At 65.4% G+C, this 14228-nt stretch carries 17 protein-coding genes and 1 pseudogene; 10 read left to right on the plus strand and 8 right to left on the minus strand.

The window, feature by feature from the left end; translation table 11 throughout:
- Position 1: 1 nt before the first annotated feature.
- On the minus strand, positions 2-391 hold the full coding sequence (locus tag K3U94_RS00455; protein WP_220695256.1) for a nuclear transport factor 2 family protein: 390 nt from the start codon (positions 389-391) through the stop codon (positions 2-4).
- Between the two features lie 64 nt (positions 392-455).
- On the opposite strand from K3U94_RS00455, the gene K3U94_RS00460 reads away from it, so the two are divergent.
- Positions 456-1382: a DNA-3-methyladenine glycosylase family protein gene (locus K3U94_RS00460; RefSeq protein ID WP_220696605.1), complete on the plus strand. Its 927-nt coding sequence runs from the start codon at positions 456-458 to the stop codon at positions 1380-1382.
- Here the strand turns inward: K3U94_RS00460 and K3U94_RS00465 are convergent.
- Entirely contained in the window at positions 1369-1959 is a 591-nt protein-coding gene (locus K3U94_RS00465; RefSeq protein WP_220695257.1) for a TetR/AcrR family transcriptional regulator, read from the minus strand. The genes K3U94_RS00460 and K3U94_RS00465 overlap by 14 nt on opposite strands.
- 115 nt (positions 1960-2074) lie before the next feature.
- Between K3U94_RS00465 and K3U94_RS00470 the strand changes: the two genes are divergently transcribed.
- The 3 genes from K3U94_RS00470 to K3U94_RS00480 all read left to right on the plus strand — a co-directional run bounded on the left by K3U94_RS00470 (position 2075) and on the right by K3U94_RS00480 (position 4674).
- On the plus strand, positions 2075-2725 hold the full coding sequence (locus K3U94_RS00470) for a TetR/AcrR family transcriptional regulator (RefSeq protein ID WP_047320339.1): 651 nt from the start codon (positions 2075-2077) through the stop codon (positions 2723-2725).
- Between the two features lie 66 nt (positions 2726-2791).
- Positions 2792-3730 carry a class I SAM-dependent methyltransferase gene (locus K3U94_RS00475; RefSeq protein ID WP_220695258.1) on the plus strand — a complete coding sequence of 313 codons (939 nt, stop codon included), beginning with the start codon at positions 2792-2794 and terminating at the stop codon, positions 3728-3730.
- An 83-nt stretch (positions 3731-3813) separates the two neighbouring features.
- On the plus strand, positions 3814-4674 hold the full coding sequence (locus K3U94_RS00480) for an SDR family oxidoreductase (protein WP_047320341.1): 861 nt from the start codon (positions 3814-3816) through the stop codon (positions 4672-4674).
- 34 nt (positions 4675-4708) lie between these two features.
- On the opposite strand, the gene K3U94_RS00485 is transcribed toward K3U94_RS00480, so the two are convergent.
- The gene (locus tag K3U94_RS00485; protein ID WP_220695259.1) at positions 4709-5524 is read right to left on the minus strand and encodes a tyrosine-protein phosphatase; all 816 of its coding nucleotides are present in this window, start codon (positions 5522-5524) and stop codon (positions 4709-4711) included.
- A 103-nt stretch (positions 5525-5627) separates the two neighbouring features.
- Positions 5628-5771: a hypothetical protein gene (locus K3U94_RS00490; protein ID WP_095173665.1), complete on the minus strand. Its 144-nt coding sequence runs from the start codon at positions 5769-5771 to the stop codon at positions 5628-5630.
- A gap of 133 nt (positions 5772-5904) precedes the next feature.
- Here K3U94_RS00490 and K3U94_RS00495 point away from each other — a divergent pair, with 133 nt between their 5' ends.
- The gene (locus tag K3U94_RS00495) at positions 5905-6552 is read left to right on the plus strand and encodes a TetR/AcrR family transcriptional regulator (RefSeq protein WP_047320342.1); all 648 of its coding nucleotides are present in this window, start codon (positions 5905-5907) and stop codon (positions 6550-6552) included.
- 27 nt (positions 6553-6579) lie between these two features.
- On the opposite strand, the gene K3U94_RS00500 is transcribed toward K3U94_RS00495, so the two are convergent.
- Positions 6580-6981, minus strand: coding sequence for a type II toxin-antitoxin system VapC family toxin (locus K3U94_RS00500; protein WP_052956954.1), 402 nt, complete (start codon positions 6979-6981; stop codon positions 6580-6582).
- 89 nt (positions 6982-7070) lie between these two features.
- Positions 7071-7247, minus strand: a pseudogene (locus K3U94_RS00505) (type II toxin-antitoxin system Phd/YefM family antitoxin); the annotation flags it as partial.
- Positions 7248-7507: 260 nt separating this feature from the next.
- Between K3U94_RS00505 and K3U94_RS00510 the strand changes: the two are divergent.
- Positions 7508-7744: a YlcI/YnfO family protein gene (locus K3U94_RS00510; protein WP_275564537.1), complete on the plus strand. Its 237-nt coding sequence runs from the start codon at positions 7508-7510 to the stop codon at positions 7742-7744.
- The gene (locus tag K3U94_RS00515; RefSeq protein ID WP_220695260.1) at positions 7744-8055 is read left to right on the plus strand and encodes a type II toxin-antitoxin system PemK/MazF family toxin; all 312 of its coding nucleotides are present in this window, start codon (positions 7744-7746) and stop codon (positions 8053-8055) included. Before K3U94_RS00510 ends, K3U94_RS00515 begins: the two co-directional genes overlap by 1 nt.
- 493 nt (positions 8056-8548) lie before the next feature.
- On the opposite strand, the gene K3U94_RS00520 is transcribed toward K3U94_RS00515, so the two are convergent.
- On the minus strand, positions 8549-8845 hold the full coding sequence (locus K3U94_RS00520; protein ID WP_220694754.1) for an ArsR/SmtB family transcription factor: 297 nt from the start codon (positions 8843-8845) through the stop codon (positions 8549-8551).
- A gap of 382 nt (positions 8846-9227) precedes the next feature.
- Between K3U94_RS00520 and K3U94_RS00525 the strand changes: the two genes are divergently transcribed.
- Entirely contained in the window at positions 9228-10145 is a 918-nt protein-coding gene (locus tag K3U94_RS00525) for a sulfurtransferase (RefSeq protein ID WP_220695261.1), read from the plus strand.
- A 10-nt stretch (positions 10146-10155) separates the two neighbouring features.
- On the plus strand, positions 10156-10740 hold the full coding sequence (locus tag K3U94_RS00530) for a carboxymuconolactone decarboxylase family protein (protein ID WP_220695262.1): 585 nt from the start codon (positions 10156-10158) through the stop codon (positions 10738-10740).
- 153 nt (positions 10741-10893) lie between these two features.
- Here K3U94_RS00530 and K3U94_RS00535 read toward each other — a convergent pair whose 3' ends face one another.
- Positions 10894-12057, minus strand: a complete 1164-nt coding sequence (locus K3U94_RS00535; RefSeq protein ID WP_230987328.1) for an ATP-binding protein — start codon at positions 12055-12057, stop codon at positions 10894-10896.
- 324 nt (positions 12058-12381) lie between these two features.
- Between K3U94_RS00535 and ctaD the strand changes: the two genes are divergently transcribed.
- Positions 12382-14118: an aa3-type cytochrome oxidase subunit I gene (ctaD, locus tag K3U94_RS00540; RefSeq protein WP_220695263.1), complete on the plus strand. Its 1737-nt coding sequence runs from the start codon at positions 12382-12384 to the stop codon at positions 14116-14118.
- Positions 14119-14228: the final 110 nt, after the last annotated feature.

Consider the following 14228-nt stretch of genomic DNA (forward strand, 5'->3'; position numbering starts at 1 on the left):
TCTACAGGCCCAGCAATTGCCCGGCGAACCGGGTGTCGGTGTACTCGCGCACTGAGACGATCCGTCCGTCCTGGGTGTCGACGATGTACGCCAGCGGACTGTCGTAGTGCGAGCCGTCGGCGGCGTGACAGTCGCCCAGCGCTTCGATCACCACGGTCTCGTGTTCGTTGATGCACCGGACCAGCTCCAGGTTGATCCGCAGGCCGAGTCGCCGCTGTTCGACTTCCAAGCGCAGCTCGTCCTTGTCGATGGCCTGGCGGGTCAGGATGCTCCACCAGGTGAAGTCGTCGCTGACCAGCGCAAAAATATCGTCCAGGTCGTCGTCGCCGCAGATGCCTTGGAGAAACATCCACGCCAATTCCGCCTGCGGATCGTCGAACGGGGTGGCCATTTGTCCATCGTGGCCGCGCGGCGCGGAGCGGTCAACGAGGACGGGAGATCCTTATGATCGCGTCATCAGTAATTCGCTTCGTCGTACCGTCGCTTTTCCCGGCCCGGCCAGCCCCGCGCTGACGCTGGCCCCGCTGCGCCGCGGGCCGGGCGACCCCTGCCTGCAATTCGTTGACGGTGCCATTTGGCGAACCAGCTTGATGCCCAGCGGGCCGGTGACGGCGTGCATCATCCAGGTGGCGCCCGATGCGGTGGACTGCGCGGCCTGGGGTGCCGGGGCCGCGGAGTTCCTTGACGGCGCACCGGGCTTGTTGGGCGTCCACGACGACGCGGCCGACTTCGCGCCCACCGACCCGACGGTGGCCGCCGCGTATCGGCGCGTGCCGCACCTGCGGTTGGGTCGAACCGGCCGGGTGCTCGAGGCGCTCGTCCCGGCCGTGCTCGAGCAGCGGGTGCCGGGAGCCGACGCCTTTCGGGCCTGGCGGCTGCTGGTCACCGAGTTCGGCTCGCCGGCTCCCGGCCCGGCGCCGTCGCGAATGCGGGTGCCGCCGTCGGCGCAGACCTGGCGGACCATCCCGTCATGGAAGTTCCATCGCGCCAACGTTGATGGCGGACGGGCCCGCACCATCGTCGGTTGCGCGGGGCGGGCGGCTGCCCTGGAGCGGCTGGTGGCCCGCCCGGCCGCCGAGTCCCGGGCGGCACTGATGTCGCTGCCCGGCGTCGGCGAGTGGACCGCCGCCGAAACAGCGCAGCGCGCCTTCGGTGATGCCGATGCGTTGTCGGTGGGCGACTATCACCTTGCGACGATGATCGGCCGCACGCTGCTCGGTCTGCCGCTCGACGAGCCGTTCACCGACGCAGCCATGGTCGAACTGCTCGAGCCGATGCGGCCGCACCGGCACCGGGTGGTGCGGTTGCTGATCGAAAGCGGGCTCGCCGTCAGCAAACGACGCGGGCCGCGACTGGCCCTGCAGCGGATCAGCTCGCTGTAGACGGCTTGCCGGGCGGGGCGTCGGTCGCCGTGGCAAACCTTCCGGAGTCGAGTGCATCGAGCAACTGTGCGGCGATCCACTCGAATGTGGAGGTGTCGCGCGGCAACAGGGCTTGCTCGTAACCGATCAGCAGATAGATCGCCCAGTTTGCGAACAGTTGCGCCTGACGCTTGTCATGGAGGACTTCCAGCGCCGACTCGAAGAGAACGTCGAAGCGTTGCTGATCCACCTCGGCCTGCACGGCATGCACACGCGGGTCCGCCGAGCTCCAGGAGCGGATGGAGGCTTCGGCCCCGTGGGGGAGAGTCAGGCCGATCTGGATCAGGCTGTCGAGGCGCTGCCGCGGGTCGGGTATCGCACGTAGGAACTCCACGTGCTGGAGCGTGCGGACGTCCAGCCAGTGTTGAACCAGGTCACGGGTGTAAACCGGCCAGCTGGTGAAGTAGTGATAAAACGACCCCGTGGTCACCCCGAGCCGGTTGCACACTTCGGCGAGCTTGAGGCCGCCGTAGCCCAATTCGGACAGCACTTCGAGACCTGTCTCGAAGTACGCCTGACGAGAGAGAACCGCACCCATAAGTCGACTTTAGTTCGCTGGACGCAGTTGGCATACAGCGCGGCTGAGTCTTAAGTGAATCTTGGTAATTACGGTTTTTCTCGGGTCCGAGGCTGTGCCGTGCCACACTTGTCCAGTGCGGGATGCGGCATTTCGCAGGGTGGGGCGCCCCCGCGGGGCGCGGTCTGGCGTGACCAGAGAGCGCATCGTCACGGCCGCCAGCGGGTTGTTCGGCGAATTCGGCTACCACGCAACGACGTTCCAGGCGGTGGCGGAGCGGGCACAGCTGACCCGCCCGGCGATCAACCACTATTTTCCTAGCAAGCAACTGCTCTATCAGGCGGTTCTTACGCAGGCTGCGACCCTGTTTGAGCGCGCCGTCGAACAGGCGCGCACCGAGTCCACCCTGATCGGACAGCTTTCCTCCATCATTGTCTCGTTCGCTCAGCTCGGCGAAGAAGACCGCACGGTGGCGGCGTTTGCGGTCACCGCGGTGGTAGATGCCCAGCGCGACCCGGTGTTGAAGTCATTGGTCGGCGACATCCAAGGCCCGCCCCGGGCGTTTCTGGCCGAAGCGCTCACCGACGCCGTCGACCGGGGAGAGCTGGTCACGAACTCCGGGATCGGTGAGCTGACCGAGATGCTGCTGGCCGTGTGGTGGGGAGTCGCGTTCTATGTCTCGCTGGTGGGTAATCAGGCGACCTCGGCGGGGGTGGTCGCCACGCTGCAGGCGCTGTTGACCCAGGAACTCTGGCAGTTGCGTCAGCCAGCCGACGGAAAAAGTTAATAGCCCGGCTAACTTTCATCGGTAGGATTGCGTGCGATACCGGCCGCGACCAAACGAGGTAACCCGATGAGCGCACTCCGTACCCACGACGACACCTGGGATATCGCCACCAGTGTCGGCTCGACGGCGGTAATGGTAGCCGCTGCCCGCGCGTCCGAGACCGCCGGCGCCGATCCGCTGATCAACGACCCGTACGCCGAGCTTTTGGTCGCCGGTGCCGGCACCGGGATCTGGGAGATGCTGCTCGACGACACGTTGGTCGACAAGGTGGAGGCCATCGACGCCGAGGTGGCCGCGGTGTACCACCACATGCGCAACTACCAGGCGGTCCGCACCCACTTCTTCGACGCCTTCTTCGCCGACGCGGTCGCAGCCGGTATCCGCCAGGTGGTGATCCTGGCATCCGGACTGGACTCTCGGGCCTACCGGCTGGACTGGCCGGCCGGCACCGTCGTCTATGAGATCGACCAGCCAAAGGTCTTGGCCTACAAGGAGCAGACCCTGGCGGCCAACAATGTGACGCCGGCGGCAGAGCGCCGCGCGGTGGCCATTGACCTGCGACAGGACTGGCCGGCCGCGTTGACCGCCGCCGGTTTCGACCCCGCGGCCCCGACCGCATGGTTGGCCGAGGGACTGCTGATGTACCTGCCGGCCGACGGGCAGGACCGGCTGTTCGACCAGATCACCGCGCTCAGTGCTCCGGGCAGCCGGATTGCTGCGGAGACCGCGGGCAACCACCGCAGCGACGAGCGGCGCCAGCAGATGTCGGAGCGGTTCAAGAAGATCGCGGAGACGATGGGCCTGACGCAGAGCGTGGACATCCAGGATCTGATCTATTCCGACGAGGACCGCGCGCCGGTTAGGGGATGGCTCGACGAGCACGGTTGGCGGGCCGCCTCTCAACCCTCCACCGCGGAGATGCGCCGGCTTAACCGCTGGGTGAACGTGTCGGTGACGGACGACGCGGACGCGTTCTCCGAGTTCGTCACCGCGGTGCGTACCTGACCCGCATACCCGACCCGACATAGCGGACTCGATTCATCCCCCGTATACAGAGAAGGCCTGGATCGAATCGAGGAAGGAAACTGATGTCCGGAGTGCAGGATCGTGTTGTCGTCGTCACCGGAGCCGGTGGTGGGTTGGGCCGCGAATACGCCCTGACCTTGGCCCGCGAAGGGGCCTGCGTGGTGGTCAACGATCTCGGGGGTGCCCGCGACGGCACCGGCGCCGGGCACAACATGGCCGACCACGTCGTCGCTGAGATCAAGGAGGCCGGCGGCCGGGCCGTCGCCAACTACGACAGCGTCGCCGACGCCGATGGCGCGGCCAACATCATAAAGACTGCGATCGACGAGTTCGGGAAGGTCGACGGCGTGGTCAGCAACGCCGGCATCCTGCGCGACGGCACCTTCCACAAGATGACGTCGGAGAACTGGGACGCGGTGCTGCAGGTGCACCTCTACGGCGGCTACAACGTGGTGCGGGCGGCGTGGCCGCACTTCCGTGAGCAGAGCTACGGCCGCGTGGTCGTCGCCACCTCCACCAGCGGGCTGTTCGGCAACTTCGGGCAGGCCAACTACGGCGCGGCCAAGCTCGGCCTGGTCGGCATGATCAACACGCTGGCCATCGAGGGCGCCAAGTACAACATCAAGGCCAACGCGATCGCCCCCATCGCGGCGACCCGGATGACCGAGGACATCCTGCCGCCGGAGGTGCTGGCCAAGCTGAAGCCCGAATACGTCGCACCGGTGGTCGCCTACCTGTGCACCGAAGAGGTCGCCGAGACCGGCTCGGTGTTCATCGCCGGCGGCGGCAAGGTGCAGCGGACGGCGCTGTTCGAGAACGCCGGCGCCACCTTTGAGAACCCGCCGTCGGTCGAGGAGATCGCGGCGCAGTGGTCGACGATCACCGACCTTTCGGCGGCCAAGTCGGCCAGCTTCTCGCTGTAGCGGCCGGCCGGATTCGGGACGTGGCGCGCTGCTCCTAGCCGAGCAGCGCGCCGCGCAGCCCGTCTCGGTCGGCGTCGGTGACTCCGGAGGCCCGCAGGAAGCCGTCGAGGGAGCCGAAGTTCTCCTCGATCGAGCGTTCGGCGGCATCCAGGTAGTCAGCGCGCACACCGAGCACCTCGTCGGAGAGGCGCGCTTCGGTGAAGGTCAGCACCTCAGGGGTGATCTCCGCCTCGGGCCGTGACCGGATCATCTCCATGATCCGGTCACGCAACACCGGCACCGCGGCGTTGCTGCGCAGATAGTCCGCGATGACGGCATCGCGGTCCACCCCGGCCGCCCGCAGCACCACCGCGACGACGAAGCCGGTGCGGTCCTTACCGGCGAAGCAGTGGGTCAGCACCGGCCGGCCTTCTGCCAGCAGCGACACCACCCGCTGCACCGCCCGGCGGGATCCGGCGAGCGTGGGGAAGCGTTCGTACTCCTCGAGCATGTAGCGGGCGGCGACATCGGCGGCGGAATCCTCGTCGGGCTTCTCGGCCATCATGTTGCGGAACGCATCCTCGTGCGGAGCCGAGCTGTCCGGTGATTGGTCACCGGCCAGATCCGGGAATGGCAGCAGGTGGATGCCGACACCGTCGGGCACCAGCCCCGGGCCCCGGCGGGTGACTTCGCGCGGAGATCGCAGGTCGGCCACGTCAGCGACCCCGAGCCGCCGCAGTTCTTCGCGGCCCTGTTCCTCGAGGCGACTCAGTTCGCTGGACCGGAACAAGCGGCCCGGGAGCAGCGCGCCGGTGGTCTGCGAAACATCGCGAAAATTCCACGCCCCGGGCAGATTCGGCTGGGAGGTCACTCGGCCACGATAGGACACCACGCTGGCAGCGCTGCGGATCAGACGTGAAACGACCCCTGATCCGCGTGAATCAGGGGTCGCCAGCGAGGTTCGTTGTGGCCGTTTAGATCGGCGGGTAGTTCTGCGGGGGGTAGCCGCCGCCACCGTCGACGCCACGAAGGCCCCACGTGAGGTACTTGAAGAAGAACTCGGCCTCGTCGCTCAGCTCGTAATCCGGATTCGGATCGTAACCGTAACCAGGACCCATGTCGTCAACCCCTTAGTTTGGATTTCCACCAGTTTAGTCGGCCCGTCAACGCCGTAACAGCGGACTGCCTAGAATCCTTCCAACCAGTTGATTGACACGCCGATGACACCGGCCTGGCCGAAGAGTGAGGGACATGGCAAACGGCAAGGCTACGCCGGGGGGATCGTCCCAGAGCCCGTCTCGTCGCGAGGAGTTGCTCGCGGTCGCTACCAAGTTGTTCGCCGCCCGCGGCTACCACGGCACCCGCATGGACGATGTCGCCGACGTGGTGGGGCTGAACAAGGCGACGGTCTACCACTACTACGCCAGCAAGTCATTGATCCTCTATGACATTTACCAGCAGGCCGCGGAACGGACGCTGGCGGCTGTCCACGACGACCCGTCGTGGACCGCACGCGAGGCGTTGTACCAGTACACCGTGCGTCTGCTCGACCAGATCGCGGTCAATCCCGAGGGCGCGGCGGTCTACTTCCAGGAGCAGCCCTACATCACCGAGTGGTTTACCGAGGAGCAGGTCGCCGAGGTCCGGGAGAAGGAAGCCCAGGTCTACGAACACGTGCATGGCCTGATCGACCGCGGTATCGCCAGCGGCGAGTTTTACCCGTGCGATTCGCACGTGCTGGCGCTCGGCTACATCGGTATGACATTGGGGGCCTACCGCTGGTTGCGGCCCAGCGGTCGGCGCAGCGCCAAGGAGATCGCCGCGGAGTTCAGCACGGCACTGCTGCGCGGGTTGATCCGCGACGAGACGATCCGGGTCGAGTCACCGCTGGGCGTGTAGCACCACGGGGCGTCGGGGTGGAGGGCGTCATTCCACCGGATCGGCGATCCGGAACCCAAGTGCCACAGCCACGGACTTCATAGCCCCGTCATGCGTGGTGATCACAAGATCATCGAGGCCGGAGCGCAACGCCGACGCGAGATGAATGGCATCAAGCGTGCGAAGGTGAGGGATGATTGCTTCCGCTTCCTGCAATACGGCGTGGTCGAGCGGGATCGTGTCGACATAGTCCAGAATCTGGTCGCGATCGGCTACCGGCAAGCTCTCCCGCCGCAACACGCGAGTGATCTCGGTGCGGAGGATGCGTGAGGAGACGACGCGCTCATCGTCTCTACCGGTCGTGCTGTCGAACCATTGGGCCGCTGACGCCGAATGGCCGAGCATGATGCGTACTGCGACAGAGCTGTCGAGATAGTGGTATATCACCACGAGCCCTTTTCTTCGTCGAGAAGTTCATCGATTGTCGATGCCGTGGTGAGGTCATGCCGGGCGATCGTGCCGGTACGTGCGGGCCCGCCAGCCTTCCGGGGAATAAGGGCCGCCGACGAGACAGCGGGAACGATTGTGCCGATCCGGCGGTTGTGACGGGTCAGCGCGTACGGCTCGCCCCCTTCGAGGTCGGCGATCATCGAAGCAGGGTTCTGGCGCAGTTCACCAACGGAAATCGACTTCACGAAGTCAGCGTACCAGCGAATTGTCTACATTTGTCTACGATGTTGGACCCGAGGCGGGGGTAGGCTCACGACGGGTCGGAGCTGTTAGCTAGCTCTGCCGGGCTGATCACTGCCACCTGCGGATTCACCGTCACGGCATAGGTAGCTGACCTTGCTCGCGAGTCGGGAATCTACCCCCATCGCGCGCTCAGCCGGGAGTCGGTACTTGGCGTAATGCCGGCGGGCTACCCGGCAACACAATCAACCCCCGGAATGCATACCAATCCGGTACCATCGGTGAAGTGAGCACACAAATTGCCGTCCGCGTGCCCGACGACCTCATCGCTTTCATCGATGACGAAGTTCGCGGCCAACATGCCCGCAGTCGAGCGGCTGTCGTGCTACGGGCGCTGGAGCGGGAACGTCGCCGTCGCCTCGCTGAACGCGACGCGGTGATCCTCGCTGCGACCGCGTCAGCGCCGACTGAGATGGACGCGCTGGCCGGCCGATCTGCTCGCACCATCCTCGATATCGACTGATGCGACCCATCCATATCGCCCTGCTCGATAAGTCCAGACCTGTCCTGATCCTCACCCGCGAACTCGTGCGGCCGCATCTGACCAACGTCACCGTTGCTCCAATTACATCGACCGTCCGAGGCCTGTCCACCGAAGTCCCGGTAGGCGCTGCGAACGGATTGAATCAACCGTCCGTCGTCAGTTGCGACAACATCCAAACGATCCCGGTGGTCGACCTTGGTCGGCAGATCGGCTATCTACTCGCGTCGCAGGAGTCGGCTCTTGCAGACGCGATCGGTAACGCGTTCGACCTTGATTGGGTCGTGCCATAGGTCGGCGGCGACATGACACTGGACCGTCGTCGACGTGCGGAATACGCCCGCACCCGATGCGTGGCGGTCAGCCACAAACGGCAAAGTCATCTCACGTTGCTAACACGTCGGAAATGTATCCCCTTGGACGTGGTGGCGCGCGCGTCGCTAGGCGGGGGGATGCGCCGCAGGGGATCAACCGATCCGCCCGGGGTTCGATTGATCTCCCGAACGGGCATTCAACAATGCGGCCGGTGAGGTTGTGCAGCTCGACTTGGTGACGAGGCTCCAGAACTGGAAATGCGCCCTCAGCGCTGCCGCGCGGCCCGTTCGCGTCGACGGCTTCGCGTCGCACAACACATTGCCGAAGCAAGTATCGGCGTAACACGGCTCCAGCTCCTACAACGGTGTTGACCGGCGTTCAGCTTAACGATGTCGGCGGATTTAGCACTGCGACACGCCGCCGCCAAGGAGTCCAGGCGCGGTCCGGTCGTGACTCCTTGATCGGCTCCCCTCAGGTAGTGGTGCCCGGCGAGGTTAGCCCCGCCACCCGGCGGATCTCGGCCAGCCGTTCTTCACAGATGCGGTAGAAGACCCAGCTTCCGCGACGCTCCCGCGTGACCAGGCCTGCCTCGTGAAGGACCTTCACGTGGTAACTCACGCTCGGTTGGGAGATACCGAGTGGGCCGGTCATGTCGTAGCCGCATTCCCCGCCCGGTCTGCCTCTGAGCAATCCGAGGAGTTGGACTCTGGTCGGGTCAGCCAGGGCCTTGAACAGCTTGGCAATCCGTTCGGCCTCGTCGCGGGACATCGCCTGGTCCAGCGGCGGACAGGGGCTCGTGTCCTCGGTCCTCGCCGCTGCAGGTGCCGCAGCTTCGGCAATCGGGGTATCCCGAGAAATTGGCATATCAAGATATTGACAATCATCGAATAGCGTTGCAAGCTCCCAGGAGCATCCCTTGCGTCTATCGACTAGAGACCAGCGTGTCCAAGCTCCGTGATCCCGGTGTTCAGTACTGGACCATCCGTACCAGCCGGTCTGGACTTCGCATGGACCGCGCCGGTGCGGCCGTTACCGTTCCCCGGTTGCAGATCGGCATCCTGCGAGTCCGACCGATGGTGGCTGAGAAGGCCGGCGCAGCGGGCCGGGGAACACCCAAGGACAGTCTCCACGTGCAGGCGGGAGCAAACTGATGGCCGATACCGTGGCCTACCGGAATCCTGAGGCCCTGGCCACGCCCGAGTGGCTCGCCGAGCATCTCGACGATCCGTCGGTCCGGGTGGTGGACGCCCGCTTCGCCATCCGGGCTGCTGCCCAAGGAACGCTGGTCGGCTCCGGGGAGCGGGACGCCTATCGTGAGGCCCACATTCCGGGCGCGGTGTTCGTCGACGTGATGAGCGACCTCTCGGATCACGATGACCCGTCCGTGGTGGTGCCGCCGGAGCGGTTCGAGGAATTGATGGGTCGCCTCGGGATCGGCGACGAGACCACGGTGGTGGTCTACGACAGCCAAGGGGGAACCTGGGCTGCCCGGCTGTGGTGGGCTCTGCGCTACTACGGCCACGACGCCGTCATGCTGCTCGACGGTGGTTTCACCTGCTGGCAGGCGAAGGGATTCCCGCTCGACAGCGAGATCCCCGAACCTCCGTCGGCGACGTTCACCGTGCGGGTGCGACCCGGGCTTCGGGTCGACGGCGATCAAGTGGCCCACGCCATCGGCCGCGACGACGTCTGCATCGTCGACGCGTTACCGGAAATTTTCTACACCGGTGCCGCTCGCCTGTACCCGACCCACCGGGCCGGTCATATCCCGACCGCCCACAACGTGCCGGCGCCGTCCCACGTGGACGCGGTCACCCATCGCTTGCTGTCCGCCACCGAACTGGCCCGGCTGTGGGAGCCGGTGGGGCTGGCGCCGTCTCGCCGTGTCATCACCTACTGCGGCGGTGGCGTGTTCGGGGCCTTCGCCCTCTTCGCGCTCCACGTCATGGGACACGAGAACGCCGCCCTTTACGACGCCTCATGGATGGAATGGGGCGCCGACTCCGGCCGGCCGGTGGAGACCGGACCGCGAGCTGCGCGCATGACCGACATCAACCAACAAACCTAAGGAGGCAGTGATGGCGCGGATCAACCTGATCGACCCCGACCAGGCTCAGGGACGGACCCGTGAGGTCTTCGAGAGGGTGAAGGCGTATTACAAGATGGTGCCCGGCCTGCAGCGGGGACTGAATTACCTGCCCGAGACCACAGACGCGTTGTGGACCCTGAGCCTGAGTACGGCGATGGAAGGGAGCATCCGCGAAGAACTCAAGCGCGTGTTCTTCGCGGTGACCGCCTATGAGGTCGAATGTGAATACTGCACCGCGGCCCACATGATCGCCCTGATGGGCAAGAAGTGGAGCCGCCAGGAGTGCGTGGAGCTTATCGAAGGCACACCGTCTCCCCGTCTGACCGACAAGGAGAACGCCGCAGTGGACTTCGCCCGGATGGTCGGCCGTCGTCCGGCCGGAGTCACGGACGAGATGACCGACAACCTACGAGCACTCGGATGGACCGATGCCCAGATCGTGGAGATTGTGGCCTCGGTCGCGTTGATGCGCTACACGACCACGGTGGCCAGTGCCCTCGACGTACCGCTCGAAGAGGCGATGGAAGGCGTGGGGGTGAGTTGCGGGGTGCCGCTGGATCGGCTCGAGGGTTGACGCAACGAGGCACCCATTCACCGACGGCCTCGACATGCCGGATGAGTCGACGAGCGACCCGCATCCACCGCGACAGTGACCTCAGCGGTGTTTATGCACGGAATGTGGCTTCGTGACGAGACCGTGCCGGCGCGCGCCCGTCTGGCGGGGGTGTCAGAGCCGGGTCCGCTGGTGGATGTCTTCAGTGAACTCGGCGAGCACCGCCTCGGTCAGCGAGGGCCGGGTCTCGGCTATTGCCGCGAGGTAGTCCTCGGTGCGGGACGGCTCGCCACGGTTGAATTCGATCTCTCGCTCGAACCCACATTGCGCGCCCTTGCGCGCAGCGAACTCGATATCGGCCGGAGTGAACATCTCGCTGGCCGCGACGAGTTCGTCGATATCGACCGAATCGGCGGCCGGCCCGAGATATCTGGCCCAGATCGCGGCTCGCGCCGTCGCGTCCGGAGGTCCGATCGGGATGATGTAGTCGAATCGTCCGGGTCGCAAAAACGCCGAATCCAGCGAGCGCACCGAGTTCGTCGCGCAGATCAGCAGCCGGTCGTCGCGCTGGCGAAACGCGGGTATCAATTTGAGCAGCTCGTTGGTGACGCCGTGCGCCGGATCGCAGCGCTCACCCGAGCGTGATCCCGCGATTTCCTCGACTTCATCGATGAACACCACCACGGCTTCCAGTTCCATCAGCGTCACGAATGCCTCTCGCAGGGCGCTCGCCAGAGCGACGTCTGGTGCGGCCAGACGCGACGGCAGGAGTTCGACGAACGGCCAGCCGAGCCGACCTGCGACGGCTTTGGCGAAGCTGGTCTTGCCGGTTCCCGGGGGCCCGAACAAGATGACCGCCTTCGGCGGTGAGACACCGTATTTTTCGGCGATGTCCGGCTCGGTCAGTGGCAGCACGATCCGCCGCTCCACGATCTCTTTCTCCGATTCCATCCCCCCCATCGCGTTCCACAGGCCGCAGGGCATCGTCTGGGCGCCGAGTTCGGCCAGCAGACCCGCGTCCGAGGAGCCGACGGTGTCGACCTTTTCGAAGAACGACAGATCGGTCCGCTCGCGGTAACCGGAGTTGCGCAGCGCCGCCGCGCCGGTCGCCTCCGCCGGCAGCAACGCGCCAACACGTCGTGCGCCGAGCGCGCGCAAGCGCAATTCGAGCTCGCCCAGAAGCGCGCTGCCGACGCCCCGATTGCGCCACCGGTTGTTGAGGCCAAGGAGCGAAATCCACGCCCGTTCGCCGTGGAATTCGACGACCGCAATACCGACCAACTCGTCGCCCACGACGGCGACCACCGCGGGCCGTCCTGACCTGGCTGCCGACACCACCTCGGAGATCGGAAAGGCCGGCGGCGGGTCGCCGGGGTGGCGGCTCCGGTCTCACACCAAGATCGCCTGATCAAGGTCGTCGTCGTGAAAGTCGCGCAATCGCCATGGCGGCATCGCGCTGCACCTCCTTGCCAGTGGAGCGCGCTGTTGGCATTTTCCACCGCTTCCCAGCACTGTGTCTGATATCTTCGCATACCCCAGGGGGCATAGTCACGGCGGCTGCGCCGCCCTTCAACTCCGGCCTTATCCGGGGTAGAGTCGTGGGGTAATTGTCCCGAATGAGGAGCTGCCCGTTCAAGACCGGTCCGATCGGCAGGAGTGCTGATGACTGTAGAGGCTCGCTCTGTTGCTTCGCTGCAAGCGCGCCACCCGTTTCCGGCCCGGTTGGGCCCGAAGGGGACGCTGCTCTACAAGCTGGTGACGACGACCGATCACAAGATGATCGGGATCATGTATGTCGTCACCTGCTATGCGCTGTTTTTCGTCGGCGGGCTGCTGGCGCTGTTCATGCGCGCCGAGCTGGCCGCGCCGGGTCTGCAGTTCTTGTCGAACGAGCAGTACAACCAGCTGTTCACCATGCACGGCACCATCATGCTGCTGCTGTATGCCACCCCGATCGTGTTCGGCTTCGCCAACCTGGTGTTGCCGCTGCAGATCGGCGCCCCCGACGTCGCGTTCCCCCGGCTGAACGCGTTCTCCTACTGGCTGTTCTTGTTCGGCGCCCTGATCACCATCGCGGGCTTCATCACCCCCGGCGGAGCCGCCGACTTCGGCTGGACCGCCTACACGCCGCTCTCAGATGCCATCCACTCACCCGGCGCCGGCAGCGACCTGTGGATCATGGGACTGATCGTCGCCGGGCTGGGCACGATCCTGGGCGGGGTCAACATGATCACCACCGTGGTGTGCATGCGCGCACCCGGGATGACGATGTTTCGGATGCCGATCTTCACCTGGAACATCCTGGTGACGTCGGTGCTGGTGCTGATCGCCTTCCCGTTGCTGACCGCCGCGCTGTTCGGGCTGGCCGCCGACCGGCACCTGGGCGCACACATCTACGACCCGGCCAACGGCGGAGTCCTGTTGTGGCAGCATCTGTTCTGGTTCTTCGGACACCCCGAGGTCTACATCGTCGCCCTGCCGTTTTTTGGCATCGTCACCGAGATCCTGCCGGTGTTTTCCCGCAAACCGGTCTTCGGCTACACCACCCTGGTGTATGCCACTCTCGCCATCGGCGCGTTGTCGGCGGCGGTGTGGGCGCATCACATGTTCGCCACCGGTGCCGTGCTGCTGCCGTTTTTCGCCGTCACCTCGTATCTGATCGCGGTGCCGACCGGGATCAAATTCTTCAACTGGGTCGGCACCATGTGGAAGGGCCAGCTGACCTTTGAGACGCCGATGTTGTTCTCGATCGGATTCCTGGTCACCTTCCTGCTGGGCGGCCTGACCGGCGTGCTGCTGGCCAGCCCGCCGCTGGACTTCCACGTCACCGACACCTATTTCGTGGTCGCGCACTTCCACTACACGCTGTTCGGCACCATCGTGTTCTCCACCTTCGCCGGCGTCTACTTCTGGTTTCCGAAGATGACCGGTCGGCTGCTCGACGAGCGGCTGGGCAAGCTGCACTTCTGGTTGACGCTGATCGGTTTTCACACCACATTCTTGGTGCAGCACTGGCTGGGCAACAACGGCATGCCGCGCCGCTACGCCGATTACCTGCCCACCGACGGCTTCACCACATTGAATGTCATCTCGACGATCGGGGCGTTCATCCTAGGTGTATCGATGCTTCCGTTCGTGTGGAACGTGTTCCGCAGCTGGCGCTACGGCGAGCCCGTCACCGTCGATGACCCGTGGGGGTACGGCAACTCGCTGGAATGGGCAACCAGCTGCCCGCCGCCGCGGCACAACTTCACCGAGCTGCCCCGCATCCGCTCCGAACGCCCGGCGTTCGAACTGCACTACCCCCACATGGTCGAACGGCTCCGCGCCGAAGCCCACGTCAGCCGCCGTCGCGACGTGGCCGATGAATCCGCGCTCCACGCGGGTCTGCACCCATAGGGACCCGATATCGGTTGGGCTGCAACAGGAATCGCCTTCGCGACTGCGAAGGTGACGTGCGGGACCAAAGCCCCGGGAATATACCCCTACGGGTATTTGTTGTAGGTGGT

It is taken from the genome of Mycolicibacter heraklionensis (assembly GCF_019645815.1).
GTDB classification, from domain to species: domain Bacteria; phylum Actinomycetota; class Actinomycetes; order Mycobacteriales; family Mycobacteriaceae; genus Mycobacterium; species Mycobacterium heraklionense.